The organism is Orbaceae bacterium lpD04 (assembly GCA_036251935.1).
Lineage (GTDB): Bacteria > Pseudomonadota > Gammaproteobacteria > Enterobacterales > Orbaceae > Orbus > Orbus wheelerorum.
In genome coordinates, this window is record CP133967.1 from 469,489 (window position 1) to 495,297 (window position 25,809).

The 25,809-nt window shown below is 35.1% G+C and carries 25 protein-coding genes and 1 tRNA gene; 17 read left to right on the forward strand and 9 right to left on the reverse strand.

Features of this window, described 5'->3' with window-relative positions; translation table 11 throughout:
* Nucleotides 1-44: 44 nt before the first annotated feature.
* The 8 genes from RHO14_02055 to RHO14_02090 all read left to right on the forward strand — a co-directional run bounded on the left by RHO14_02055 (nt 45) and on the right by RHO14_02090 (nt 11,113).
* Nucleotides 45-530 (forward strand): CvpA family protein, encoded by a 486-nt coding sequence (locus RHO14_02055; protein WVD71593.1) that lies wholly within the window; start codon nt 45-47, stop codon nt 528-530.
* Between the two features lie 34 nt (nt 531-564).
* Nucleotides 565-2,085 carry an amidophosphoribosyltransferase gene (purF, locus tag RHO14_02060; protein ID WVD71594.1) on the forward strand — a complete coding sequence of 507 codons (1,521 nt, stop codon included), beginning with the start codon at nt 565-567 and terminating at the stop codon, nt 2,083-2,085.
* Nucleotides 2,086-2,094: 9 nt separating this feature from the next.
* A complete protein-coding gene (locus RHO14_02065; GenBank protein WVD71595.1) occupies nt 2,095-2,685 on the forward strand; it encodes a UbiX family flavin prenyltransferase in 591 nt (196 codons plus the stop codon).
* 504 nt (nt 2,686-3,189) lie between these two features.
* Entirely contained in the window at nt 3,190-5,994 is a 2,805-nt protein-coding gene (locus RHO14_02070) for an inverse autotransporter beta domain-containing protein (protein ID WVD71596.1), read from the forward strand.
* Nucleotides 5,995-6,118: 124 nt separating this feature from the next.
* Nucleotides 6,119-7,228: a hypothetical protein gene (locus RHO14_02075; protein ID WVD71597.1), complete on the forward strand. Its 1,110-nt coding sequence runs from the start codon at nt 6,119-6,121 to the stop codon at nt 7,226-7,228.
* Nucleotides 7,229-7,380: 152 nt separating this feature from the next.
* Nucleotides 7,381-9,747 (forward strand): ribonuclease R, encoded by a 2,367-nt coding sequence (gene rnr, locus RHO14_02080; GenBank protein ID WVD71598.1) that lies wholly within the window; start codon nt 7,381-7,383, stop codon nt 9,745-9,747.
* Complete coding sequence (gene rlmB / locus RHO14_02085) at nt 9,744-10,490, forward strand: 23S rRNA (guanosine(2251)-2'-O)-methyltransferase RlmB (GenBank protein ID WVD71599.1); 747 nt, start codon at nt 9,744-9,746, stop codon at nt 10,488-10,490. Before rnr ends, rlmB begins: the two co-directional genes overlap by 4 nt.
* 26 nt (nt 10,491-10,516) lie before the next feature.
* Nucleotides 10,517-11,113, forward strand: a complete 597-nt coding sequence (locus RHO14_02090; GenBank protein ID WVD71600.1) for a hypothetical protein — start codon at nt 10,517-10,519, stop codon at nt 11,111-11,113.
* Nucleotides 11,114-11,262: 149 nt separating this feature from the next.
* Here the strand turns inward: RHO14_02090 and metB are convergent, their stop codons facing one another.
* On the reverse strand, nt 11,263-12,447 hold the full coding sequence (metB, locus tag RHO14_02095; GenBank protein ID WVD71601.1) for a cystathionine gamma-synthase: 1,185 nt from the start codon (nt 12,445-12,447) through the stop codon (nt 11,263-11,265).
* Between the two features lie 170 nt (nt 12,448-12,617).
* On the opposite strand from metB, the gene metJ reads away from it, so the two are divergent.
* Nucleotides 12,618-12,935 carry a met regulon transcriptional regulator MetJ gene (gene metJ, locus RHO14_02100; protein WVD71602.1) on the forward strand — a complete coding sequence of 106 codons (318 nt, stop codon included), beginning with the start codon at nt 12,618-12,620 and terminating at the stop codon, nt 12,933-12,935.
* A 61-nt stretch (nt 12,936-12,996) separates the two neighbouring features.
* On the opposite strand, the gene rpmE is transcribed toward metJ, so the two are convergent.
* From rpmE to RHO14_02125, 5 genes are all read right to left on the reverse strand, one after another.
* A complete protein-coding gene (rpmE, locus tag RHO14_02105) occupies nt 12,997-13,212 on the reverse strand; it encodes a 50S ribosomal protein L31 (protein WVD71603.1) in 216 nt (71 codons plus the stop codon).
* A gap of 145 nt (nt 13,213-13,357) precedes the next feature.
* Entirely contained in the window at nt 13,358-14,413 is a 1,056-nt protein-coding gene (gene degS, locus RHO14_02110; GenBank protein WVD71604.1) for an outer membrane-stress sensor serine endopeptidase DegS, read from the reverse strand.
* A gap of 220 nt (nt 14,414-14,633) precedes the next feature.
* Complete coding sequence (locus tag RHO14_02115; GenBank protein WVD71605.1) at nt 14,634-16,016, reverse strand: Do family serine endopeptidase; 1,383 nt, start codon at nt 16,014-16,016, stop codon at nt 14,634-14,636.
* A 121-nt stretch (nt 16,017-16,137) separates the two neighbouring features.
* Complete coding sequence (locus RHO14_02120) at nt 16,138-16,557, reverse strand: DUF1043 family protein (protein ID WVD71606.1); 420 nt, start codon at nt 16,555-16,557, stop codon at nt 16,138-16,140.
* A gap of 53 nt (nt 16,558-16,610) precedes the next feature.
* Nucleotides 16,611-17,081, reverse strand: a complete 471-nt coding sequence (locus RHO14_02125; GenBank protein ID WVD71607.1) for a DciA family protein — start codon at nt 17,079-17,081, stop codon at nt 16,611-16,613.
* Nucleotides 17,082-17,384: 303 nt separating this feature from the next.
* On the opposite strand from RHO14_02125, the gene RHO14_02130 reads away from it, so the two are divergent.
* Nucleotides 17,385-17,879 carry a lipocalin-like domain-containing protein gene (locus RHO14_02130; protein ID WVD71608.1) on the forward strand — a complete coding sequence of 165 codons (495 nt, stop codon included), beginning with the start codon at nt 17,385-17,387 and terminating at the stop codon, nt 17,877-17,879.
* Between the two features lie 126 nt (nt 17,880-18,005).
* The gene (gene rsgA, locus RHO14_02135) at nt 18,006-19,037 is read left to right on the forward strand and encodes a small ribosomal subunit biogenesis GTPase RsgA (GenBank protein ID WVD71609.1); all 1,032 of its coding nucleotides are present in this window, start codon (nt 18,006-18,008) and stop codon (nt 19,035-19,037) included.
* A gap of 53 nt (nt 19,038-19,090) precedes the next feature.
* Here rsgA and RHO14_02140 read toward each other — a convergent pair whose 3' ends face one another.
* On the reverse strand, nt 19,091-19,654 hold the full coding sequence (locus RHO14_02140) for an HdeD family acid-resistance protein (GenBank protein ID WVD71610.1): 564 nt from the start codon (nt 19,652-19,654) through the stop codon (nt 19,091-19,093).
* Nucleotides 19,655-19,792: 138 nt separating this feature from the next.
* Nucleotides 19,793-20,059, reverse strand: coding sequence for a helix-turn-helix transcriptional regulator (locus RHO14_02145; protein WVD71611.1), 267 nt, complete (start codon nt 20,057-20,059; stop codon nt 19,793-19,795).
* A gap of 156 nt (nt 20,060-20,215) precedes the next feature.
* On the opposite strand from RHO14_02145, the gene RHO14_02150 reads away from it, so the two are divergent.
* The 5 genes from RHO14_02150 (at nt 20,216) to RHO14_02170 (ending at nt 23,730) form a co-directional block, all read left to right on the forward strand.
* Nucleotides 20,216-20,590, forward strand: a complete 375-nt coding sequence (locus RHO14_02150; protein ID WVD71612.1) for a DNA-binding protein — start codon at nt 20,216-20,218, stop codon at nt 20,588-20,590.
* A 102-nt stretch (nt 20,591-20,692) separates the two neighbouring features.
* Nucleotides 20,693-21,331 carry an RNA chaperone ProQ gene (gene proQ, locus RHO14_02155; protein ID WVD71613.1) on the forward strand — a complete coding sequence of 213 codons (639 nt, stop codon included), beginning with the start codon at nt 20,693-20,695 and terminating at the stop codon, nt 21,329-21,331.
* Between the two features lie 24 nt (nt 21,332-21,355).
* A complete protein-coding gene (prc, locus tag RHO14_02160; GenBank protein WVD71614.1) occupies nt 21,356-23,446 on the forward strand; it encodes a carboxy terminal-processing peptidase in 2,091 nt (696 codons plus the stop codon).
* A 21-nt stretch (nt 23,447-23,467) separates the two neighbouring features.
* Complete coding sequence (locus RHO14_02165) at nt 23,468-23,557, forward strand: YnhF family membrane protein (GenBank protein WVD71615.1); 90 nt, start codon at nt 23,468-23,470, stop codon at nt 23,555-23,557.
* An 85-nt stretch (nt 23,558-23,642) separates the two neighbouring features.
* Nucleotides 23,643-23,730: transfer RNA gene (locus tag RHO14_02170), tRNA-Ser, on the forward strand.
* A 184-nt stretch (nt 23,731-23,914) separates the two neighbouring features.
* Here the strand turns inward: RHO14_02170 and chaA are convergent.
* Complete coding sequence (chaA, locus tag RHO14_02175; GenBank protein ID WVD71616.1) at nt 23,915-25,006, reverse strand: sodium-potassium/proton antiporter ChaA; 1,092 nt, start codon at nt 25,004-25,006, stop codon at nt 23,915-23,917.
* A 217-nt stretch (nt 25,007-25,223) separates the two neighbouring features.
* Between chaA and lpcA the strand changes: the two genes are divergently transcribed.
* Complete coding sequence (gene lpcA / locus RHO14_02180; GenBank protein ID WVD71617.1) at nt 25,224-25,808, forward strand: D-sedoheptulose 7-phosphate isomerase; 585 nt, start codon at nt 25,224-25,226, stop codon at nt 25,806-25,808.
* The last annotated feature ends 1 nt before the right edge of the window (nt 25,809 follow it).

Sequence of the window (25,809 nt, forward strand, 5' to 3'; positions counted from 1 at the left end):
ATTTACATTGATAAATTTTATAAAAAAAGAGAGATAATATTATTATGAACTGGGTTGATTTTACTATTATTGGCATCATTGTCTTCTCTGCAATTATTAGTGTTGTGAGAGGATTTGTCAAAGAAGCCCTATCATTAGTGAGTTGGATCTGTGCGTTTTTTATCGCCAGTCAATTTTATTTTTATATTAGTGATTATTTTACTTATTTCCATGATGAGTTTGTACGCAATGCGATTGCAATTACTATTTTATTTATTGCAACGCTTATTGTATGTGCAATTATTAACTATATTATTTGCCAATTAGTACAGAAAACGGGATTATCTGGCACTGATAGAGTATTGGGGATTTTCTTCGGTATACTTAGAGGTATCTTATTAACCGCCGCGGTGTTATTTTTTGTTGATACCTTTACCCCACTTGCCAAAAGTAGCGTATGGCAAGAATCTATTTTGATCCCACATTTTGATTTTATTATTCGTTGGTTTTTTGGAGTATTACAGAGTTCATCTTCATTTTTAGCAAATTAGTGATTTGATTTAGTTAATTATCAGGAGTGATATTATGTGTGGAGTAGTAGGAATTGTTGGTTTTAGTGCCGTTAATCAATCCATCTATGATGCGTTGACGGTGTTGCAACATCGAGGCCAAGATGCTGCCGGCATTGTCACCATTGATGAGAATAATTATTTTCGGCTACGTAAAGCTAACGGCCTTGTGCAAGATGTATTCCAATCTCAGCACATGCAGCGTTTACAAGGGAATATAGGCATAGGTCATGTCCGTTATCCCACCGCTGGGAGTTCAAGTGTATCTGAATCTCAGCCTTTTTATGTCAACTCCCCATATGGTATTACACTTGCTCATAACGGTAATTTAACCAATACCAATGATCTACGAAATAATATCTTAAAAACGGCAAGACGCCATGTTAATACTAACTCCGATTCTGAAGTATTATTAAATGTGTTAGCAAGTGAGCTTGATAAGTTTACAACTTATCCATTAACGCCAGATAATATTTTTACTGCAATTGAACAGTTGCATAAAACGATCCGTGGTGCTTATGCTTGTGTCGCCATGGTGATTAGCCACGGTCTAATTGCATTTCGCGATCCAAATGGTATTCGGCCATTAGTGATTGGTAAACGAATTATTAATGATCATCAAACTGAGTACATGGTTGCATCAGAAAGTGTTGCACTTGATACACTGGATTTTGAATTTTGGCGTGATGTTGAGCCTGGTGAAGCTATTTATATTTCTCAAGATGGGCAGCTACACGCAAGACAATGTGCTAGTGATCCACAATATTGCCCATGTATTTTTGAATATGTTTACTTTGCTCGCCCTGATTCATTAATGAATGGTATTTCAGTTTATCATTCTCGAATTTTAATGGGGCAAAAATTAGGCCAAAAAATAGCCCGAGAATGGAGTGATCTTGATATTGATGTCGTTATCCCCATTCCTGAAACATCTTGTGATGCCGCATTAGAAATTGCACGTATATTAAATAAGCCCTATCGACAAGGATTTGTTAAAAATCGTTATGTTGGGCGAACTTTTATAATGCCAGGGCAAACTATGCGTCAACGCTCGGTTAGGCGTAAACTAAATGCTAATCGAATTGAATTCGAAGGCAAAAATGTGTTGTTAGTCGATGATTCAATCGTTCGAGGAACAACATCACAAGAAATTTTAGATATGGTTCGCTCTGTTGGTGCTAAAAAAATTTACTTGGCATCTGCGGCGCCAGAAATACGTTATCCCAATGTATATGGCATTGATATGCCGGTAGCTGATGAGCTCATTGCTTATAATCGCAATGCCGATGAAATAGCGCAGAAAATTGGCGCTGATAAACTTATTTTTCAAGATTTAAGTGATCTTATTGCGGCAGTAAAAGAAGGTAATACTCATCTTCAAAAATTTGAATGCTCTGTATTTGATGGAAAGTATATTACTGGTGATATTAGTCAGATTTATTTAGCTAATTTACAAAATAGCCGTAGTGATGAAAATAAAAACGCTCAAATGAGCAAAGACGCCGAAAATTTAGAAATTTATAATGTTGGACAGTAATATTCTATTATGAAAATAGTAAGTGAACATATCGCAAAAAAACGAATTGTTGTTGGAATTTCTGGCGCAAGTGGCGCGTTATACGGGATCCGGCTGTTAGAACTTTTAGCTCAAAATGAGCATGTTGAAACGCATTTAGTTATATCTAATTCGGCGCAGCAAACCATTAAATTAGAAACTGATTATTGTTACGATAAGGTGATTGGACTTGCTGATTATTTTTATGATGTTAATAATATTGCTGCTAACATTTCATCCGGTTCTTTTAAAACCGATGGCATGATTATTGTGCCATGCTCAATTAAAACATTATCTGGAATTGCCAATAGCTATAGCGATAATTTACTAATTAGAGCCGCCGACGTTACGCTAAAAGAGCGTCGTCGATTGATTTTATGTGTTCGTGAAACCCCCTTGCATTTAGGTCATATTCAATTAATGTTAACTGCCAATCAAATTGGCGCTACGATTATGCCCCTTGTTCCTGCTTTCTATCATATGCCTAAAACTATTGATGAACTAATTAACCAATCATTAAGTCGAGTTTTAGATCAGTTCGATATAAAAAATAGCTTTAATTATGTTTGGCAAGGGCGCTAATTTCTTATTCTTTACATTCTAGAGTTCGTTTCATCTTGAAAAATGGCACATAACCTAATGTGCTGTTATTTTCTATCTCAAAATTTAAATGATATATCATTGTCTAAAATACGCCATTTCTCCCTAAAAAATTAATAATTTTTATTTTATTTTGATTTTATCTCAAACCGATTATCCATTGAGTATAAAGGAATTGGGCTTTGCTTTGTTTAAAAATTAGCCAATTCTTAACAAAAAAGTCATTGATCATTTACTATCTAAACTATAAATTACCTCCTTCTTTGTAAAGAAATGTTAGTGTTTGGTTTTATTTTTTAACAATTTTTTTATTTTTAATTGCGAATAAGCTGTTGAATCTAAATCAATTATTTTGAATTAAATCTTACTTAAAAACATGTAGTATTTTTTACCACTATTTTGGGTGTTTTTTTTATTTTTTTGTAAAGAATTTCTATTTCAAAAAATACAATAATAAATATAAATAATGATGAAGGAATAATTAGGATGAAAACGGGTCTTAATTTGTCAATAACTGCTGCTTTTGTGATGGCTGCTATGAGTTGTAACATTGTTCAAGCAAATAATAATCAACCAACATTGATAAATGATAAAAATATTAATTCAATCAAATCCGATGTACCGCGAGTTTTCATTAATAATCAACAGCGCAGTTTATATCAGATAGCATTATTAAATGGTATTTCTGTATCTGAATTACGAGAACTTAATAATGGGGATTATGATAAGACAGATATCGTTAAAGTCGGTGATAGTATTTTGTTACCCGCAAACTCTCCTTTATTGCCTGATCAAATTCAAGAAAAAAAAGCAGATGATAAATATAGTAACCTACCTAGCTTAGGTTCATCTGATAAAGTTGATATGACCTCAAATAGTGATGTGATAGAGCAGCAAATTGCATCTGCATTACAAACATTAGGGCAGCAAGATTGGGATAATATGTCGTCCCAAAAAGTAAAGGAAGAACTTAATTCAAAAACACAAAATTATGCTGAAAACTATGTTCGCAATCAAGTAAATAGCCAAGTTATTGATCCTATTCGCACTGCCGCTCAAGATTTTTTGGGGCGCTTTGGTACTGCGCAATTACAGTTTGATGTTAGCGATCAAGCTAGGCTCAATAATGTAAACGTCAAACTTTTTAGCCCTTGGTATGATTCTGAAAACATGTTGGTCTTTTCACAACTAACGTATCAAGAATATGAACAAAATCGTCGTATAGGTAACTTTGGGATAGGACAGCGTTGGGACGTTGCAAATAAAAATTGGTTGCTTGGCTATAATCTGTTTTTTGACCACGATTTTACTCGTGATCATAACCGACTAGGTCTTGGTCTTGAAGCATGGTCTGATTATATGAAATTTGCCGCAAACTATTATACGCCACTCTCTGATTGGAAAGATTCTAAAGATTTCGATGATTATCTTGAAAGAGCGGCAAGAGGTTTTGATATTCGTTTTCAAGGTTACTTACCTTCTTATCCGCACTTAGGCGGCTCATTAATGTTTGAACAATATTTTGGTGAGAAGGTTGCGTTATTTGGTAAAGACAATTTACAAAAAGATCCATACGCAGTAACACTCGGTGTTGATTATACTCCTGTACCGTTATTTACCATTAAAGGTGAACATAAACAGGGGCAAGATTCCAAAAAAGCAGCAAAAGTTGAGTTAACAATGAATTACCGTTTAGGTGTGCCTTTAAAAGATCAGCTCGACCCCGATATGGTACAAGTTGCTCGCTCACTCAAGGGTAGTCGATATGATCTAGTTGATCGTAATAATTTTATTGTTCTTGAATATAAAGAGAAAAAATTTAGTGTTGATTTAGCATCGTTAGGTTTTTTTGAAGAAAATACCGTAGTTCCTCTTGGTATTGTGGTTCATAATGCAAAAAATGGCGTTACTATTTCACCATCATCATGGAACACGGTAACGGGTTTAATCGATTTAGCAGCTTTATCTTCAGTAGGCGCAAATGGTGATCTCTGTTATAACCGAACTGGTGGTTCGGCTTGTGCGGCTAGCAATTTATGGAGCTCAGTTACGACTAACGATATCAATAACTGGTCTCTTCTTGTTCCACAATATATTAACTCTATAACTGGTGAGCATAATCCGATTTCTAGTAGCGGTGTTGCTGTTCCTGGGCGTTATACAATTGATGTGTTGTTAACAGATACCAATGGAAGGACTGCTGTATCAAATACATCTTGGATTGGGATTAAACCATCATCGAATCGTCAGGTTTTACTTAATAATGTAACTCCGATAGCTGCTGGTGGATCAGGTCCATTAGGCTCAGCAACAGATCCTGCTCCAGCAGATGGTATTAATTCTATTTTTCTGCAAGCCAATCTAGTGTCTGCACCGGTTATCATTAATTCAGCAGCAACTTCGCCTATTCCGGCTAGTTTAGTAACTGGTTTTGCTGATTATGCGACATTTGCTGAATATCCATTAGATGTTTCAGCGGCTCCTTTAGCATTAGGGCAATCATACCAAGCTACTTCATTAACCGCGGGTGATCTTGAAAAAATCAATCAACTTTATTCTGCAACGAGTGGTACTAAGCAACTTACTTTTATTGCAGATAATGCTGCCCATCAATGCCCAACTAGTGTACCTGATTGTTTATTAGTTAAAAGCATCCGTAAAGTCGTAGGAAGTGGAACAATTTCCGATGATTTTTTAATTGAATTAGCAACTAGTGCATCGCTAGGTCATGTTGATGTTAGTTTAAAATTTTCAACGTATGAATCATCCTCACCTAATCATGGTTCTGGTCCTATACCAACCTCAATTTTCTTTGCAGGTGGGACACCTAGAAAAATTAGTATTCTTGATGCAGAAGGTAATGAAATTGGTGTAGCTAACAATAGTACCATTTTGGTGATGAGTAAAAAATTCCTTGTTAATCATATTTATACGGTGCGGGTTAAAGATGTGGCTGATAATGATGTAACTGCAGAATCGAATATTACTTGGTCACTAGTCGGTAATAATGTTGAGGCTTGTGGAACTGATAATACCATCCTACCTGGAGATACCAATGCAAATGGCGACGATCCAAGTGGTATTTTGCCAGTAAGTGGGCTATTTAATGTATCGAATTCTGCTAGTTATCAACTAAGAGGACGATTGCAATCACCTAGCTATGCTGATGTTGCCAGTGGAGCCACTAGCTTAAATGGTAAAACAGTCGCGAGCCTTGCTTTAGGCGGTCGTTTTTTATCTAGTGCATGTGCTGGTGACCAAGGATTTAAACTACGAATAGATATTGATTAGGCTCGAATTTAAAAATTTAGTTTATAAATGATTTTTATAAACTTAGCAGGGACACTGTAAAAGGTGTATTTATATAAATATAAAGCAATATGTTGAAAAAATGAAATAGGAAAATATACTATCTATGAGAACTTTAACAATAAAAAAAATCGCATTCGGTATATTATTAGCAGGTTATGCTGCTAGTAGTGCTTTTGCGTTAAATTCAACTACAACTAATAACACAGGTGGTCTTGCGCCATTTATCAATGCGAAATCTATGCCAGACTCAATCACTGATAACTCTATCGATGTTCAAGTTTACCGTGGTTCGACTAAATTAACTACTGGTAGTCAATGGGCTGTTGGCGATAGAATTAAGCTAGTATATAAAGTAAGTGATGGTGATGGTGATAGCGATTTATTAAGGACTGCTGACTCCATTAATTTTACATACTTAAAAAATGGCAGTTGGACGACGAGTTATTTAGCACCTAATTCTAAACGAATTGGGACATCATCTGATGATGGTGTAGATTTGACTAATTTCCAAGTTGTAGAGTGGACAATTCCAGCTAGCGCAGTAAATTCAACTCAAATTGGTTTTATTATTCAGCCATTTACCCTATATGGATCACCAGATAGAAATAACTGGCTATCAATTACGGATATTACTAGCACTGTGCCTCCTGGTAATGGTGGTACTGATACGCCTCCAGGTACGCCACCTGCAACGCCTCCTGGTGGCGGTACTGGTGGTGGTGAAGGTGGTGGGGGATCAACAGGGCCAGTTTTACCTGGTGATACCTTCGGGCTTAAGATTGTAGCAGTAACCTCATCGGGAAGCGTCGTTGTTGGTAGTGATTATCAAGTAGCTAATGGTAGCGTTTCTGCCGGTACAGGAATAGGTAATATTCGGTTAACTGATGTGTATGAAGTTCAAGTTTGGAATGCTGGTATGAATGTTACAAATGATGCTGGCCTTACTAATTATGATTGGTATGTAACTGGCGGAAATAGCGCAGCTAACGGCACGGTGCCATCGGGTGTTGACGATGTGTATTTTGTACAAAAAGGTTCATCTAGACAGTTCGCATTACCTGCAACTAATTCTGCGGTTACTTTCACAGCTGCCTCTGCAGTTGAGAATCAGGGTATTCAAGGTAACACGACAGCTGGCGCAGCAACAGGGCTTGGTGCAACGCAACCAGAAGCGGGATTACAAGGCTTTAAACTTGGTGTATGGGCTCATTAATTACGTTGTTCGATATTCTAAAAAAACCACTCTTTTGAGTGGTTTTTTATTTGTAGATGATTAATTATTTTATAAAAACTGTTATTGGACATTCATCGCATAGGAAAAATTATGTTATGCTTACTGTTAAATTATCAAGAGGATAATATAACATGATTAAAGACCCGTTTTATGAGCGTGAAGCTGAGAAGTATGAATCGCCAATTGCTAGTCGTGAATTAATTCTTAACTACTTAGAAAAAATAGCAAAACCGGCTAATTTGGATAATATTGCACAAGCTATGCAAATTAGTGGTGATCAGCAAAAAGATGCATTACATCGTCGTTTACGTGCTATGGAGCGCGATGGACAACTTATTTTTACTCGCCGAAAATGTTATGCGCTACCCGAAAAACTCGCGATGGTTAAAGGTTCTGTCATTGCGCATCGTGATGGATTTGGTTTCTTGCGTGTAGAAGGTAGACCTGACGACTATTTTTTATCACCTGAGCAGATGCGTAAAACATTACAAGGTGACGTGGTGCTCGCTCAGCCGATGAGCGATCAATATAAAGGAAAAATAGAGGCTCGCATTGTTCGAGTACTTGAGCCTCGTAACAACCAAATTGTTGGTCGTTATTTTATTGAACAAGGTATTGGTTTTGTTGTTCCTGATGATAGCCGATTAAATTTTGATATTTTAATAACTGAAAAACCGATAGAGACGGTGCGAATGGGCGCAGTTGTTGTCGTTGAATTATTAAAAAGACCTGAACATCGACAAAAAGCGGTTGGTCGGATCTCCGAAATTTTAGGTGAAAATATGGGAACGAACTTAGCAATTGAGATTGCTGTACGTAACCATGAAATTCCTCATATTTTACCAATTGAAGTTGAAAAGGCAGTCAGTAAACTATCCGAAACTGTATCAGCTCAAGCAAAAAAAGGTCGTAAAGACTTAACTGATCTACCTTTAGTAACAATTGATGGTGAAGATGCTAGAGACTTTGATGATGCTGTGTACTGTGAAAAGAATAAAGGTGGCGGCTACCGATTGTGGGTAGCAATTGCCGATGTTAGTTATTATGTTCGTCCGAAAACTGCTTTAGACAAAGACGCCTGTAACCGTGGTACCTCAGTGTATTTTCCATCAAGAGTGATCCCAATGTTACCAGAAGTCCTCTCTAATGGTCTTTGTTCATTGAATCCGCAAGTTAACCGTTTGTGTTTAGTATGTGAAATGACTATTTCGGCCAAAGGTCAACTAAAGGATTATCAGTTTTATGAAGCGGTGATGAACTCACATGCCCGATTAACCTATACTAAAGTACAAAAAATTCTCGATGGTGATGAAGAATTGCGTCAACATTACCAGTCCCAAGTTAGCGATTTAGAAAATCTATATGCACTATATAAGTTATTAGATAAAACGCGAGCTACGCGTGGGGCAATTAGCTTTGAATCGGCTGAGCCAAAATTTATTTTTAACGCGGATAAACGTATTGAGCGAATTGAAATGGCTCAGCGTAATGATGCACATAAAATTATTGAAGAGTGTATGATTTTAGCGAATGTGTCGGCAGCTAAATTAGTTGAAGGGCTAGAAGTTCCCTCTCTTTATCGTGTACATGACAAACCTGATGAAGACAGACTTAATAATTTACGCAGTGTATTAAGTGAATTAGGGCTGGTGCTTGAAGGCCGAGATAAACCTCATTCTAAAGATATCGCTAAACTTATGGAACTTGTTGCGCAGCGGCCTGATCGAGATATGTTGCAAACGATGATTTTACGTTCGATGAAACAAGCTATTTATGATCCTGAAAACCGAGGACATTTTGGATTAGCTCTTGATTCGTATGCTCACTTTACCTCGCCAATTCGCCGTTATCCAGATCTATTGTTACATCGGACTATCAAATGGATTTTAGCTAATCAAAATCATCAAGAAAGTAAAACGGGTGGTTATCTTTATAATATCAGTGAGATGCTTTATTTTGGTGAGCATTGTTCGATGACTGAAAGGCGGGCTGATGAGGCTGTACGTGATGTGGTTGATTGGTTAAAATGTGATTTTATGCAAGACCATGTTGGCGAAGTATTTGATGGTGTAATATCAAGCGTGACTAACTTTGGTTTTTTTGTTCGATTAGATGACTTATTTATCGATGGTTTAGTTCATGTATCTACTCTTGAAAATGATTACTATAATTTTGATGCAGCGAGAAGCCGTCTAATTGGTGAGAATAGCGGTTTTTCTTATCGTTTAGGTGATAAGGTTAAAATTAAGGTGGAAGCCGTTAATCCAGAAGAAAGAAAAATTGATTTTAGTTTGCTTGGTAGTGATAATAAGCCTCGTCGTCAGGGGAAAACTGCCAAAGATCGAGCTAATAATAAACAAGCAAAGACGTTGAATAAAGATGAGTTTAAAAAGAAAACTCGTAAAAATTCGTCGGTAAAAAAAGTCAAAGAACAAAAAGTAGTCAGTAAAAAAGTGGCTGCGAAATCATCAACTATAAAGAAGAAGTCAGTTAAATGAGTGAAATGATATATGGTATCCATGCGATACAAGGAATGTTAGCGCGTTCGCCAGAAAGAATTTTGGATGTTTATTTACTAAAAAATCGTGAAGATAAACGACTCAATACTCTTGTACAAGAGATTGAATCATTAAGACTACAAGTCAAAGTAGTTGATAGAAAATGGCTTGATGAACAAAGTTCGCAAGGCGTGCATCAAGGAATTATGGCTAAAATAAAAGAGGGCCGTAATTACCATGAAAATGATTTACCTGATTTATTAACGAAAAAAGCAGATCCATTCATTTTGATTCTTGATGGCGTTACCGACCCTCATAATCTAGGAGCATGTATACGTACTGCTGATGCTGCTGGTGTAGATCTAATTATTATTCCTAAAGACAAGTCAGCTCCATTAAATGCTATTGCTAAAAAGGTCGCTTGTGGCGCAGCGGAAAGCGTTCCGGTTATTCGTGTGACTAACTTAGCAAGAACGTTACGAATGCTAAAAGAAGAGCATCAAATTTGGATTGTTGGCACTGCTGGTGAGGCGGATCATTCTTTATATCAGAGTAATTTGACTGGTAAACTTGCTATTATTATGGGTGCTGAAGGTGAAGGCATGAGGCGTTTAACTAAGGAACATTGTGATGAGTTAATTAGCATTCCAATGTCAGGGTTTGTTTCTTCATTAAATGTATCAGTTGCAACCGGTATTTGCCTTTTTGAGTCAGTTAGGCAAAAAGCTAAGATCGATAAATAGATTTACGGTTAATAAAAGGACTTGTTATGTTGGGTAATTTATTAAGTAAAATTCTACCTAAGAAAAAAGAGCCTATAGCGCTGACAGGTAGAGAGTTATATGGCCGTAATAATGTAGGTTACCCAACCATGCAAATTTCAGCGGAAATAGATAATTTGGTTAGTAAATATTATCGTGATATTACTCCGTTGATAAAGTTTTATAAAGAGACCTTCTTATTCAAATGGGGACCAGCTATTATTAATAATTCATTGGACGATGAACAGTTAAAAAATTTATCTGGCCGCAATGTACAAATGGTTTATTTACTATTATTTAGAGATATGCTGCGCCATATATCAACGAATGTAATACCAAAAAATGCCTCAAGTGATTGGCCTAACTTATTAGCTCAAAATCTACTCGATAACTGTGAAATTCTAAATGATAGTGATGATAAAGACAGTGATGTTAAGCTGCAACTATTTGCACAGATAGAGCAATATGATATTGAAAGTGAAGGTTCTCAATTATGGGTTGAACCCATTGCAAAGCTGATTTTTGTGCCAGCAAAAGATCTTTATTATTGGCATAGAACTTTAACAAATGCAATTATGAAGAAAGTCAGTAAGAAAAAATTATAGTTAATGTTAATTTAAGTTTTTACTCTATAATCATATGTTACAACAATATAATAACGAAAATATCGTTATTGCTTATTTATATATGGGGCTAATGTCGCCCCTGTTTATTAATCGCATTGTTATTATCAAGTTCTAAAATTAATAATCATTTAAATTGCAGCTAATGCTTGTTTAAGATCGGTAATTAAATCATCAATATCTTCCAGTCCAACTGAAATTCTTAGTAGCTGATCTGAGATCCCGGCCTCTTTTCGTGCTTGCGGGCTTATACCTGAATGCGTCATCGTGGTTGGATGCGAAATAAGGCTTTCTGTACCACCAAGCGATTGGGCAAGGGTAAAAATTTTAAGTTGTTCGACAAAACAAGGTATTTGATCTGCACTTGCTTTTAGTTCAAAACTTAACAGTGAACCGAATCCTTTCTGCTGTTTTTCCGCTATATCATGTCCAGATGTTGTTGATAATGATGGATGATGTACTGCTGCTATTTTAGGGTGGTTGACCAGAAAGTCTACAATTTTAAGTGCACTTTCTTGTTGGGTTAAAACTCGAATCGACAGCGTACGTAATCCCCGTTGTAATAAGTAAGTATCAAATGATGAATTTGCTGTACCAATATTATTTGACCACCATAAAACGTGATCGGCAATATTTTGATCACGAAAGACTAAGACTCCCGCTAACAAATCAGAATGACCATTAAGAAATTTCGTGCATGAATGAATGATAATATCAGCACCTAATTGGAAAGGGCTCTGTAAAATAGGTGTCATAAAGGTATTATCAACTAAAACTAAAGTGCCTGACTGATGAGCTAAATCAGAAATTTTTTGTATATCAACAACACGTAATAGTGGATTACTCGGGGTTTCAATCAAAATAAGTTTTGGTTTTAAACTAAGTGCTTGTTGAAGTGCAATTTCATCTGATTGATCAATAAATTGTGCTTTAAAATAACCTTTTTGGCTAAGACTGTTAAATAATCGATAGCTTCCACCATAACAATCATGTGGAGCAATGATTAAATCGTCTGGCGATAATAGAGCAACAGATAAAAGATGAATTGCTGACATACCACTATTCGTTAAAATAGCATCAACACCGCCTTCTAATTCGGCAATTGTTTGTTCGACGGAATCTCGGTTTGGTGTTGATTTCCGTCCATAATCAAATTGCCTTGGTTTACCAAACTCAGCAAAACGATAACAAGTTGATAATGATATTTTAGGGATCACGGCGCCATGTTGAACATCGCTATTAAGTCCTCCTCGGACGGCAATGGTTCGCTGTGATAGTGATTTTGTTGGTGAAGAACTCTTAATATTTTTAGTCATAATATTTAACCTTTATTAAGCGAAGGTTTTTAGCATAACATAAAGTAAAAAGACGTCAATATGTCTAGATGTCTAAATATCTTAATGTATAGATTGCTCGCTACTAAAAAAAACGATAAAATTAGCCCTATTAATTGCAGTATTAATATGTAATAAAATGAGGCTATCAAATGATGGAATGGAACGGTGACTATATTAGTCCTTATGCCGAACATGGAAAGAAAAATGAGCAAGTTAAAAAGATTACAGTTTCAATTCCATTGAAAGTATTAAAAATCTTGACTGATGAGCGAACTCGTCGGCAAGTCAATAATTTAAGGCATGCAACTAATAGCGAATTACTATGTGAGGCGTTTTTACATGCTTTTACGGGGCAGCCATTACCAAGTGATCAAGATCTAAGTAAAGAACAAACTGATGGTATTCCACTGCAGGCAAAAACATTGATGTTAGAATTAGGAATTGATCCCGATTCGTTAGAATATTAATTAATTCTATATAAAAAAAGCGCTAGTTTTAATTAGCGCTTTTATTTTTTTAAGTAAGAAATTATTTCTTACCACCAACCATTGAGAAACGTTGGTTGAATTTATCAACTCGTCCACCAGTTGCAACATCACGTTGTTTACCAGTATAAAATGGGTGACATTCGCCACATACATCTAGGTGAATATCACGACCAACTGTAGAATGAGTTTTAATTACATTACCGCAAGAACATGTTGCCGTAATTTCTTTATATTCAGGATGGATACCTTTTTTCATTTTTAGCCTCTTTTGTTTATATCGCTATATAAATGGTTGCATTGCAACAGAACTTATACACCATACAAATGTTAAATAACACGAATAAGGTCGCGGATTTTACCGCTATTTTTACGCCCAGTCAAGTAGTAGAATTCTATCTTTACTATATTTGAATCGGTAACTGCTCTATCTGTACTTGTAGTGGTAGTTTTTCACCATTTCGTAGCACAATTATAGGGATTGTTGTTCCTGGTTTTATTTCAGTAATTTGATCCATTGTCTCAATAATTGATGTTACGGGTTGATTATTAACTGAAATTAATATGTCGTTGGCTTTTATACCCGCTTTACTAGCAGGGCCTTCCGCATTTGTAACTAAAATACCTAATACAACTGGGTGGTCGCTTGGATTTTGTGTCGGTGAAAACTCTAAACCATCAATACCAATATATCCACGTACAATTTTGCCGTCTTTGATGAGTTTATTCATAATCTTTGTCGCTAATGCTGTTGGAATAGCAAAACCAATTCCTTCTGGCACATCATTTGAGCTATTTTTGGCAAATGTTAACGTATTAATACCAACCAATTCACCTTTACTATTAACTAATGCTCCGCCAGAGTTACCGTGGTTAATCGATGCATCAGTTTGAATAAAATTCTGCCGTCTAAAGGGACTTAATCCATCACGGCCAGTTGCGCTGATAATACCTTGGGTTATAGTTTGCCCTATATTATAGGGATTACCAATAGCTAGCACGATATCACCAATTTGGGGTTCCCTGTTTAAGTTAATTGGTATAACGGGAATATTTGATGCTTCGATTTTAAGTACGGCGATATCAACGAGTTTATCTGAACCGACGATTAATGCCTCAAATATACGGCCATCTTGCAGTGCAACAATAATTTGCTGAGCATCTTCAATAACATGAAAATTAGTAATGATATAACCATCTTTACTAATAATTACACCGGAGCCGAGTGGCGTTATTTCACCTTTGTTTTTTGTTGAAGCCTCACCCATTGCACGGCTATAAATATTGACAACTGCAGGCGCAGCAGCTTTTACTGCTTGATTATAGCTTAATGGCTCACTATTAAAGATAGTTTGAGGTAATGAGAGGCGACTGCCATTTCTTAACGATGGAAAAATAATTAATAATACGATTGCTAAAACCGCGCCAATCAAAACAGGCCAAAGTATTTTTTTTAGCATAAAAAATAGTCCAATAATATTAACTTAATTATAGTAATTTTAGATAATATCATAGAAATATTAAAAGCTAATAAATCGGCGTTATTTTTATTTTAATAAGTCATTATTTTTTGTGATGATCACTTATTTTATGAAGATGCTGATGTGTAAACTTGTTCATTTAGTAACTATTTGAGTAAAACATAAGGAGCCAATAGCTCCTTATTTATTTTTTCACTGATTAACGTAGGATAAGATAGATTTGATTATCGCCGCGCATAATATTGAGCGCAATGACAGATGGTTTGCTATCAATAATTTTGCGGAGGTCAGCAATATTTTTGACTGGTTCTTTATTGATCCCAGTGATTAAATCACCCTCTTTTAAACCTAAATTAAATGCGGTTGAGCCATTGGCAATTTTATCAACTAATACACCTGTTTTGCCAGCTAACTCACTATTGGCTAAATCAGCACCAGCAAGGCTTGCATGTATCGTTTTTGCATCAGTGGTTGCATCATCAGTTGTTTTAAGCTTAACTTTAACCACAACGGGTTTACCATCTCGAATTAAGCCTAGCTCAATTTGTCGTCCTACACCAGCGGTTGCAACTTTAGCTCTAAGCTCAGCAAAACTTTCGATTGGTTTGCCATCCATTGATATGATCACATCACCGGCTTTAATGCCTGCATCTTTAGCGGCAGAATCATCCATAACCTCATTAATAAATGCGCCTTTTTGTACATTTAAATCGAATGCTTTTGCAATATCTGATGTTAATTCATTACCTTTAATGCCTAAAATTCCCCGTTTCACTCGTCCAAATTCGGTAAATTGTTCTGTTAGGCTTTTTACCATATTACTAGGAATAGCAAAGGCAATTCCTACATTTCCGCCACCAGGAGCAATAATTGCGGTATTAATACCGACTAATTCGCCGTTTAAATTAACTAATGCTCCTCCAGAGTTTCCTCTATTGATCGATGCATCTGTTTGGATGAAATTTTCAAATCCGTTCATTTTTAGCCCACTTCTCGCTAATGCAGAAATAATGCCCGATGTAACGGTTTGCCCAATTCCAAATGGGTTACCGATAGCAACCGCAAAATCACCTACTCGCAATTTATCAGAATCGGCAAGTTTGATTGCAGTCAAGTTTTTACCGTTTTCTATTTGTAATAATGCAATATCAGTAAGAGGATCTTTACCAATAAGTTTAGCGGTAAATTCGCGACCATCATTAACTTGAATAGTTATTTTTTCAGCATTATCAATAACATGATTATTGGTTACAACATAACCTTGAACTGCATCAATAATCACGCCAGAGCCTTGTCCAACAAACGCTCTTGATTGATTACCTGGGGTACCAAAAAAACGTTTAAATTCTTCAGGCATATTATTTTGAACTGGCGCTGTTCCTTCAACTTTAATACTAACAACGGAAGGTAATACTTGCTCAAGCATCGGGGCTAGGCTAGGTAATTGCTGAGCTGTTCCTGACGGATTGGAAAGAAAGGGCGGCAATTTTATGTTTGCTTGGGCTAACGAGCCTAAGCTTAAGCTAATTGTTAATGCTAAAATAGTTAAGCATTTATTAGGGTAATTAAATTTTTGTTTCATTTTAAAAATTCTCATTTTTTGTTACTTAAAAAATAATATTAATTGATCGAAGTTATCGGTTTTATTTACGCAGCTTATCGTTTTTAGCTGATATTACCGCTATCTTTTTTTATTAAATGAATTATATCTTTGTTTCTTCACCTTTTAATAACCCTGATGGATTATTTGAATAATCTTTAGGTGGGGTTGATACAGGGATTTGATTTTCCACAATAGTTTTATCTGGGTTTATATTTATAGTTGGTGTCAATGTGAAAGCATTTAAATCTTCTTGAGATACTAAGTTGTTCGAATTATCTGCCATATGTTGATAAAGTCGACGGAATTCCTTTGCCATGTTATCTAAAATTTCTGCGCTATGAGAAAAATGTTTAACGATCATTTGTTTTTGAACTATCAGCTCTTGCTTTGTCTCTTCAAAATCGCGTTTCATTTGATTATATTTACGTGATTTTGGACTAAGTACATTAGTAACAATAATGCCAATGATGAGCCCCAAAACTAAACCAATGATAAGGTATGTTGCCATTTCAAAATCCATATTATCTCCTTAATATCGCGGATATTATTTTTACTAACGAGTTTGTATATTACTCACCTATTGTCTATTTTTGTTGCATGCTTAGCAAGCTTAATCAAATTGCTTTTTAGTTTCGGGGAACAATTTTGTGCAAGGGCTAGTAATAGATCCGCACTTTGCAGGGTAATTTCCCTTTTGGCTAAATCGTAGTCTTTACTATGTAATATACAGTTATTCGTCGGGTTAAGTTCAAGACTTACTTTAAATTGAATTGATGTTAATCCCCTAAGTCCATTTTGACGCAAAAGGCTACGTAGTTTTTCTTGTTCGTATCGTAAACGAGTTAACCAGCTTGCTGATGATACATTGATAATAAGAATTCCTTGCCGGTAATTGGCTACTCGGCACTCTTGACATAGATTATCTGGTAATAATTTATGAACTAAATTATTGAGAGTATAAAGTGCCTTGCTTCTCTCTTGAATAGTCAAAAAAGTATTATTATTAAATAAGTTGTCTAAAGGCAGAGGTTCACTATTACGCATTGTCTAAATCGATATTCGTTTAATCATAGTATTGGTTAATGTACTCTATTTTTGCAGAGAAGTCTTAGTTCAGTAAGTGATTTTACAAATAATTATAAATTTTTTACGGTAATAAAAAACCTATTAAGGCTAATTTAAATAAGAATGGGCGCTATATATGCTATTTTGACCATTTGTTCACAATTCATTTTGCCAGTTAATCATTATTTATATATGATCTATCAATCCAATTTTAGCTATTCAAAATCGGGTATGTTGTATTATAGGCGATAAATTATTTAACTGCAGTATGGAGTTTTTAGTATGATAAAAAAGAATTGTTTTTTCGTTCTTGTTCTTATTTTTGCATTTCTCCGTCCCGCATTTGCAAAGGATGATGTTATGCAAATTCAAGGTGTTTGGCAACTGGTGTCTTATGTTATTGAAGTAAAACAAACTGGCGAAAAATTCCCACCGATGGGGGATCACCCTCAAGGATATACTATTTTTACGCCAGAAGGGCGAACTTGGTTTATGCTTACTGGTGATGGTCGTAAGTCAGCAAATACAGTAGAAGAAAAAGCACAATTATTGGACACGATGGTAGCTTATGCTGGTGAGTATCGAATTGAAGGTGATAAGTGGATTACATCTGTACAAGTTGCATGGAATCCTGCATGGGTTGGAACAGAGCAAGCTCGTCAATTTAAAATAGAAGGTGATACATTACAAGTATTAACGCCATGGCGAGTAATGCCAAACTGGGCAGATAAAGGCGAAACTCGTAGTATTATTACGTTTAAACGTTTAAAAAATTAGTTATTATGCCTGTTCTCAATTTAACTATTGTTAATATTGAATTGATATAATTTGAAAATAGTGGGGAGATCTACTGTATAGTAGTACTCACTATAGTAATTTATTCCCATAATAGAAAGAGGTCATGTGGCTAAAAATCGATTATCAAAAGTTCAGCAAAGACGAGTTGATGAGCAACATAATAAGCGACTCAATAGGTCTGATGAACAATATAATGAGGGGGATTTTTTAGCGCCCCAAGATGGGATTGTTATTAGCCGTTTTGGTAAAGTTGCGGATGTTGAAAGCTTAAAAGGTGAAGTATTTCGTTGTAATATAAGACGAACATTAGCGTCAATAGTTACCGGTGATCGCGTTATTTGGCGGCAAAATAATGATCTACAAATAAATAGTGTGATAGAAGCCGTTCACCCTCGACATTCTGAACTTGTTCGACCAGATTTTTATGATGGTATTAAGCCGGTCGCTGCCAATATTGATCAAATTATGATTATATCTTCGGTATTACCTGAACTATCATTAAATATTATCGATCGTTACTTAGTTGCATGTGCTGTAACTAATATAGAGCCGGTGATTGTCCTAAACAAAATTGATTTACTTAGTGAAACTGAATATCAAGAAATGGTAATTATTTTTGACTATTACCGACGACTTGGTTATCAAGTATTATTATTGTCATGTAAGAATGCTTTTGGGTTAGATGAGTTTAAACGCCAGTTACAAAACAAGACATCTATTCTAGTCGGCCAATCAGGTGTTGGTAAGTCGAGTATTATCCATCAATTATTACCGGAAATATCGATAAAAGTTAGTGTCGGTGATATATCTGAAATATCTGGATTAGGTCAACATACCACTACTTCTACACGGCTATATCATTTGCCGACTGGGGGAGATATTATCGATTCGCCAGGCATTCGAGATTTTGGTTTATGGCATTTAGAACCAGAGGAAGTTATACAAGGTTTTCCTGAATTTTATGATTATTTATCTAATTGTCAGTTTCGTGATTGTAACCACTTAACTGATATTAATTGTGGCTTGCAAAAAGCTGCTGAATCAGGAAATATTGCTGTGTGGCGTTTAGATAATTATCATCGTATTTTGCAAACAATGCGTGAAGTAAAAGCGAAAACAAATCGAACATTTAAATAGTCAAAACAAAAAAACCATTAAGAATAATGGTTTTTTATATATTAAGTTTAATATTAATTTTTTGCCGACTTTATAGCAAGACCAACAGCGATATAAGCCCAACCTTGGAAAATCAAATCAATACCAAGAAACATCCCAAGTACCCATAAACTATTATTTGGCCAGCCCATCATGATCATCAATCCTAATACCAAGGTGATAATTCCTGAAAATAACCACCAACCCCATTTAGGAAATCCCTTATTATGAAGAGCATTAATAATTTGAGTAATACCGCTGACAATTAATAAAAATGAAATAATTAATGTAAATGCTGCAGATACTGCAATTGGTTGGGTGAATGAAAGGATACCCGCTATAATGTATAAAACGCCCATAACAGCCCATAATGCAGTTTGCCCAACCCCTTTTAGCCTAAAAGAATGTAACGCTTGAACAATTCCAGCAATAAGTAATAAAGTACCAATAAAATAGATAGAAAAGACGGTTGCTAAAAATTCGTAGGACAGGGCTAAAAATCCTAGAATGACCAGAATTATACCAACGATAAAAAACCAGCCCCAATTATTTTTAAGTTGTGGTAAAAGAGAGTTCACATCTGGAGTAAAGGGTTTCATAATATTCCTTTTCAAATTTAGTAAATGGTTAAACCTATTTTACGCTTAAAATGAATATAATATTATGTATTTTTTAGTTTTTAGTGCGATCTTTATTAAATGAGAGGATAAACCCCTCAAATAAATATATGGTGAAGACTATTCTGCTAATCTATTTCGTAGGTGTCTTATTATTGGTTTATTATTGATGTAGTCTCTATATCGACTAGGCCAAATATCTTCAGCTTTCATGTTCAGTGCTTGTGCGATGAGGATTTCTCCTTTTGTCCAAGGCCTAACTAAGGCATTGCTTAATGTTGAAGAGCTTAGACCGGATTGGCGAGATAATCCTGAAAGTGTTAATCCTCGCTTTTTTAGTGCAGCAATTATATCAGCACGATGCCAGTCACTATATGAATTTGCCATTATTCTTTTCCTTATTTTCTATCTTATGATATGCTCTCTTTTTAATTAACTAACTTAGTAAGTTTTTATATTAAGTTAAGTAAAATAAATATGTTATGCGGTTTATTGTAACATATTTTCTCAAAGTTCAATATAATTTCTTTAAATGGATAGAAAATGGCAAAATTATGGTATTCATCAAAAGATCTTTCTTCAATAGAGGGCTTGCCATCAACCATGCAAGGTATTAACCGTAAGGCTAGAGTTGAAGGATGGAAAAGCCGTAAACGAAGTGGTGTACAAGGTAAAGCAATCGAATATCATATTGATAGCTTACCCGATTTTGTTAAGTCCTATTTAATCCATAATCAGGAGCAACTTGCAACTTATAGTATTGCTCCTGCTGAGCCGCTACAAATTTGGATATCCGCTTTTTTGCGCTTAAAAGGTAACGAGCAAGAAGAGGTAATGGCTTGGTTAATTAGGGATGGTATAAAAGGATTAGTTCACTTTATTGAAGAACAAAAACGTAAAGATAAGGATAATGAGTAAATTATTTCTTTACTAATATTTATTTGCTAAAGGGCTAAGCTAGGATATACTTTATCCCTATGGTTTTTAATAACATAAAATACAGCTGTAATGGAATTATCAATGGATACGCAACCAGAATTAAAAAATAGTAAAGAAATCATTGCTTACCTATCTAATCACTTCCCGAAGTGTTTTACAATCGAGGGTGAAGCTAAGCCTTTAAAGATTGGTATTTTTCAAGATCTCATTGAAAAATTAGCTACTGATGAAAAGTTTAGTAAAACTAAATTACGAGTAGCTTTACGTTCATATACCGTAAGCTGGCGCTACTTACATTGCCTTAAAGAAGGTTCTAATCGCGTTGATTTGGACGGTAATTTTTGTGATACCGTGACAACCCAACAAGCAGAACATGCTCAGGCTGAATTGAAGGAAAGCAAAGAAAAAGCTAAAGCAAAAAGAATAGCAGCAAATAAAGACAAACCTGCTGGTTCTATTCCTGAAAAAACAAAAAATATGACGGTGAATAGTCGTCGTAATGGTACTTCTAAGCCTGTTAAAAATAAAGCTAGCAATCAAACGAGAACAGTATTACAAAATGTTGATGTAGAACAGCTTAAAGTTGGCCATGTTGTTAAAGTATTACTTGGTACCAAGCCAATATCAGCAGTGGTTTCTAGTATTGAAAAAGGGCATATTAAAGTTAAAATTCCGTCAGGGATGGAATTAACGGTCATGGCTGATCGTATTTTATTATAGCTTTTATATAAAATGAGATTTTGAATGAAGAAAATAATGCGTTGTTTGTCTGATAAATATTATTTGTCAGTGACAATTTTTGTAGCAGGGTTATTATTTGTTAACCTTGCTCAGGCAAAAAACTATAATATTGATCAGTTACCAACACTTGAGGCAGATCCTATTCATGAGGTGGTAGCGCGTCGAGTAACAAACTATTTTACACAATCTCATTTTCGTGATTTTGATTTAGATAGTGTTTTTTCATCTAAGATTTTTGATCGTTATTTTAAGTTATTGGATAATAATAAAACAATTTTTATTAAGAGTGATCTTGATCAGTTTCGTGAAAAACAGACCCAATTAGGGATTGAACTTAAAAATGGTGATGTTCAGACAGCTTTTGATATATACAATTTATCACTGAGAAAGCGATTCGAACGTTACCAATATGCGTTAAAATTATTAGCTGAGCCAATGGATTTCAATGATGATGAATCTGTCGATTTTAAGCGAGAAGACATTGCTTGGGCGACAACTGAGGATGAGCTTAACGATTTTTGGCGTAAGCGTGTTAAATATGATGAGCTCAGTTTGGCGTTAACAGGCAAAAATGAAGATCAGATTCGTGAAACGCTTACTAAACGCTACAATCAAATATTAAGAACACTTGTTCAAACTAAGCCAGAAGATGCATTCCAAGTATTTATGAATGCTTTTGCAAAAGAAATCGATCCCCATACTAGTTATTTAGCTCCGCGAATCAAACGCGATTTTGATTCAGAGATGAGCCTCTCTTTCGAAGGCATTGGTGCAACGCTTAATCAAGAGGGAGACTATACCCAAATTGTTTCGTTTGTTACTGGAGGACCTGCAGAGCGAAGTAAACAATTAGCAATTGGTGATCGCATTACTGGAGTTGGTCAAAAAGGTAAAGCGATTGAAGATGTAATTGGCTGGCGTCTTGATGATATTGTTGAAAAAATTAGAGGGCCAAAAGGGACCTCTGTTATTTTAGAAATTTTACCAGCAGGTAACAATAGTAAGCCTAAGATACTTGAACTAAAACGAGATAAGATTCATTTTGAAGATCGTGAAGCAAAATTAACGATTAAAAAAACGGCTCGAGGAAATATTGGCGTTATCGAAATTCCTAGCTTTTATATCGGTTTGACAGAAAAAGTATCAAAATTATTAATTGAAGCAAATCAAAAACAATTAAAAGGTATTGTTATTGATTTACGTAATAATGGCGGTGGATCATTAGCTGAAGTTATTGCTTTAACTGGATTATTTATTGATAAAGGCCCTGTTGTACAAGTTAAAGATAATATGCAACATGTAACGGTATATGATGATAGAGATGATTATACTTATTATAAGGGCCCCATTGCGGTAATGATTAATCGTTATAGCGCTTCTGCTTCTGAGATTTTTTCTGCAGCATTGCAAGATTATGATCGAGCAATCATTGTTGGGGAAAATACTTATGGTAAAGGGACAGTACAAACTTCGCGTAATATTGCTTATCCAATTGATGCTAAAATTCATCCAGATTGGTCTGAACTAGGTGGAGTGCAATACACAATTCAAAAATTTTATCGTATCAATGGCGGGAGTACTCAGTTAAAAGGTGTCGAGCCAGATATTGAAATGAGCACATTACAATATGTTGATGAAACTGGTGAACGTTATCTAGATAATGCCTTACCTTGGGATAAAGTATCTGTTGCTAATTATAAGACTTTCTTTGATATTCAGTCAGTTTTACCTGAACTAACTCGTTTGCATAAAGCGAGGATAGCACAAGATCCTGAATTTAATTATTTAGAACAAGATATTGCTGATTACAACGCGAAAAAGGATCAACTGTATGTTGTTTCTTTAAATAAAGTGTCTAGAGAAAAAGAGCAACAACAAACTGATAATAAGCTATTATTAAGAATGAATGAACGCTTGAAACGAGAAAATTTACCCGAAATTAAAAGTTTAGATGATTTGCCTAAAGATTTTAAAATTCGTGATGCATATTTGGATGAAACAGTTGAGATTTTATTAGATTTTGAAAAATTTTATCCTAAAGTGACTGGGTCCTCTTTACCAGCTGGATTACAGTTAATCAATTTAAATAAGTGATAAAAATAAGGAACTTATACGATGAGTACTAATTTTAAATTAGCCTTAGTGGCTGTTGTAGCCGTTTTAATTATGCTGAGTATTTTTGGTAGTATTGTCGTTACTCACTAAAATTAATCTAGCACTGAGGCTTATTGATAAATAATGGCTTGACCTAATTGTGGCAGGCTATTATAGTATGCGCCTTAATAGATGTGGTGAGGTGTCCGAGTGGCTGAAGGAGCACGCCTGGAAAGTGTGTATACGGCAACGTATCAAGGGTTCGAATCCCTTCCTCACCGCCATTCTCTAATAACTTATTTCGAATACCTAATAAAAAATCTGAACTCATAAAATTGTGAGTGACGACGTTAAAATATTGCAGTATCAAGATTTTATAGCCATCGCAATTGATAACGAAAATTTTTTTGGATTTCACTAAGTCAAAAATACTAATAAAGCGCAAAAAAATGCGCTTTTTTGTTTACTTCAAGATAACAAAATCATTATATAAGCTGCAAATACTACTAAATGCGCAATACCATTTAATTGATTTGTCTTACCTGTTAAAAATGAAACTACTGATAATAAGAGCGCGGTAGATAGGATCACAATATTTGATGCAGAAAGACCAAATTCCAGCTGCTGACTTGTAATATAAGCTATCAAACAAACGCTTGGTACTGTTAATGATATCGTTGCGATAACAGAACCAAAAAAGATATTCATTGCGCGTTGTACTTGATTGTTTATAACGGCTTTTAATGCACCGAGTCCTTCTGGCGATAAAATTAACAATGCGACTAAAAAACCCGTAAATGCATGAGGTGCATTTAGTGCAGTTAATAGGTGGTCAAGAGGGATTGCATTCATTTTTGTTACAGCTATGACTGAAATTAAATGAATAATTAGCCATGTAGCATGCCACCAGCTACTATGAGGCGATGGTTTTCCATGGTGCCCATTATCGTCGCTTTCTTCATCTTCATGTTCATAGATAAATAAGTTCTGGTGTGTTTTAGTTTGAATAATTAAAAAAACTGCATACATTGCTGCAGACAGTATCGCAACTATTCCCATTTGTAAGGGAGAAAAAGAATTATTAGGCAATGTTGTTGGTAGCACTAAAACAATAAAAGCTAAAGGAATAATTGATATTAAATATTGCTTAATTCCGGCTAAATTCACATGTTGAGTTTCAAATTTTCGGCCGCCTATAAGTAAAGCAATACCAACTAGCCCACCGATCACAATTATAATAACCGAGAATAATGTATCACGCATTAGGGTCGGCTCTGTATCTCCTGTTGCCATTAAAGCCGATATTAAACTAACTTCTAAAATAACAACGGATAAGCTCAAAATTAAAGATCCAAAGGGCTCACCAAGGCGGTGAGCTAACACATCTGCATGACGAACAACACTAAAGGCACTATATAAAATGGTCGCTAAAGATAGAAGATTAACCATAATAATGCCGAATAAATTATTATTATTTTGTAAATAATATAAAATAGGCAGTGTGAAAAACGTTAATATTAGTGCGTACTCTTTATGTCTGGATTTAGATTTATGTGTCATTGGTAAATACTCGCTAGGCAGGTTAAAGATTAGACTTAATTACATCAATTTACTCATTATGAGGTATGATTTTCTTACATAACTATACTATTTATATGCCAACGTTGGCAAATAGTCATACAATCAAGTCGCTGTAATTATATTGTAATTTTCAAGTTTTGAACTAATATATAGCCTATTAAAACGAATTATAACTTTTTTGTTTATGGGGTTAATTATGTATTTAGATGCTATCCGTGGCGAATTAAATCAATCTGCTGAAGTTCTAGCCAAGTTTATCAATGATGACAAAAATATTCAATCTATTGAAAATGCTGCATTATTGATTGCGAATTCATTTAAACAAGGCGGTAAGGTTTTATCTTGTGGTAATGGAGGTTCACATTGTGATGCAATGCATTTTGCCGAGGAATTAACGGGTCGATATCGTGAAAATCGGCCATCTTATCCGGCAATTGCTATTTCTGATATTAGTCATATTTCTTGTGTTGGTAATGATTTTGGGTTTGATGCAATTTTCTCTCGCTATATTGAGGGGGTTGGACAAAAGGGCGATGTACTACTTGGTATTTCAACATCCGGTAATTCAGCTAATGTTATTAAAGCCATTGATGCTGCACGTGAAAAAGGCATGAAAGTTATTGCACTAACTGGTAAAGACGGCGGTAAAATTAATGGCTTAGCTGATATTGAAATACGTGTTCCTCACTTTGGTTATGCCGATCGAGTACAAGAAATTCATATCAAAATTATTCACATTTTAATTTTATTAATAGAACAAGAAATGGCTAAAAGAGCTTAAC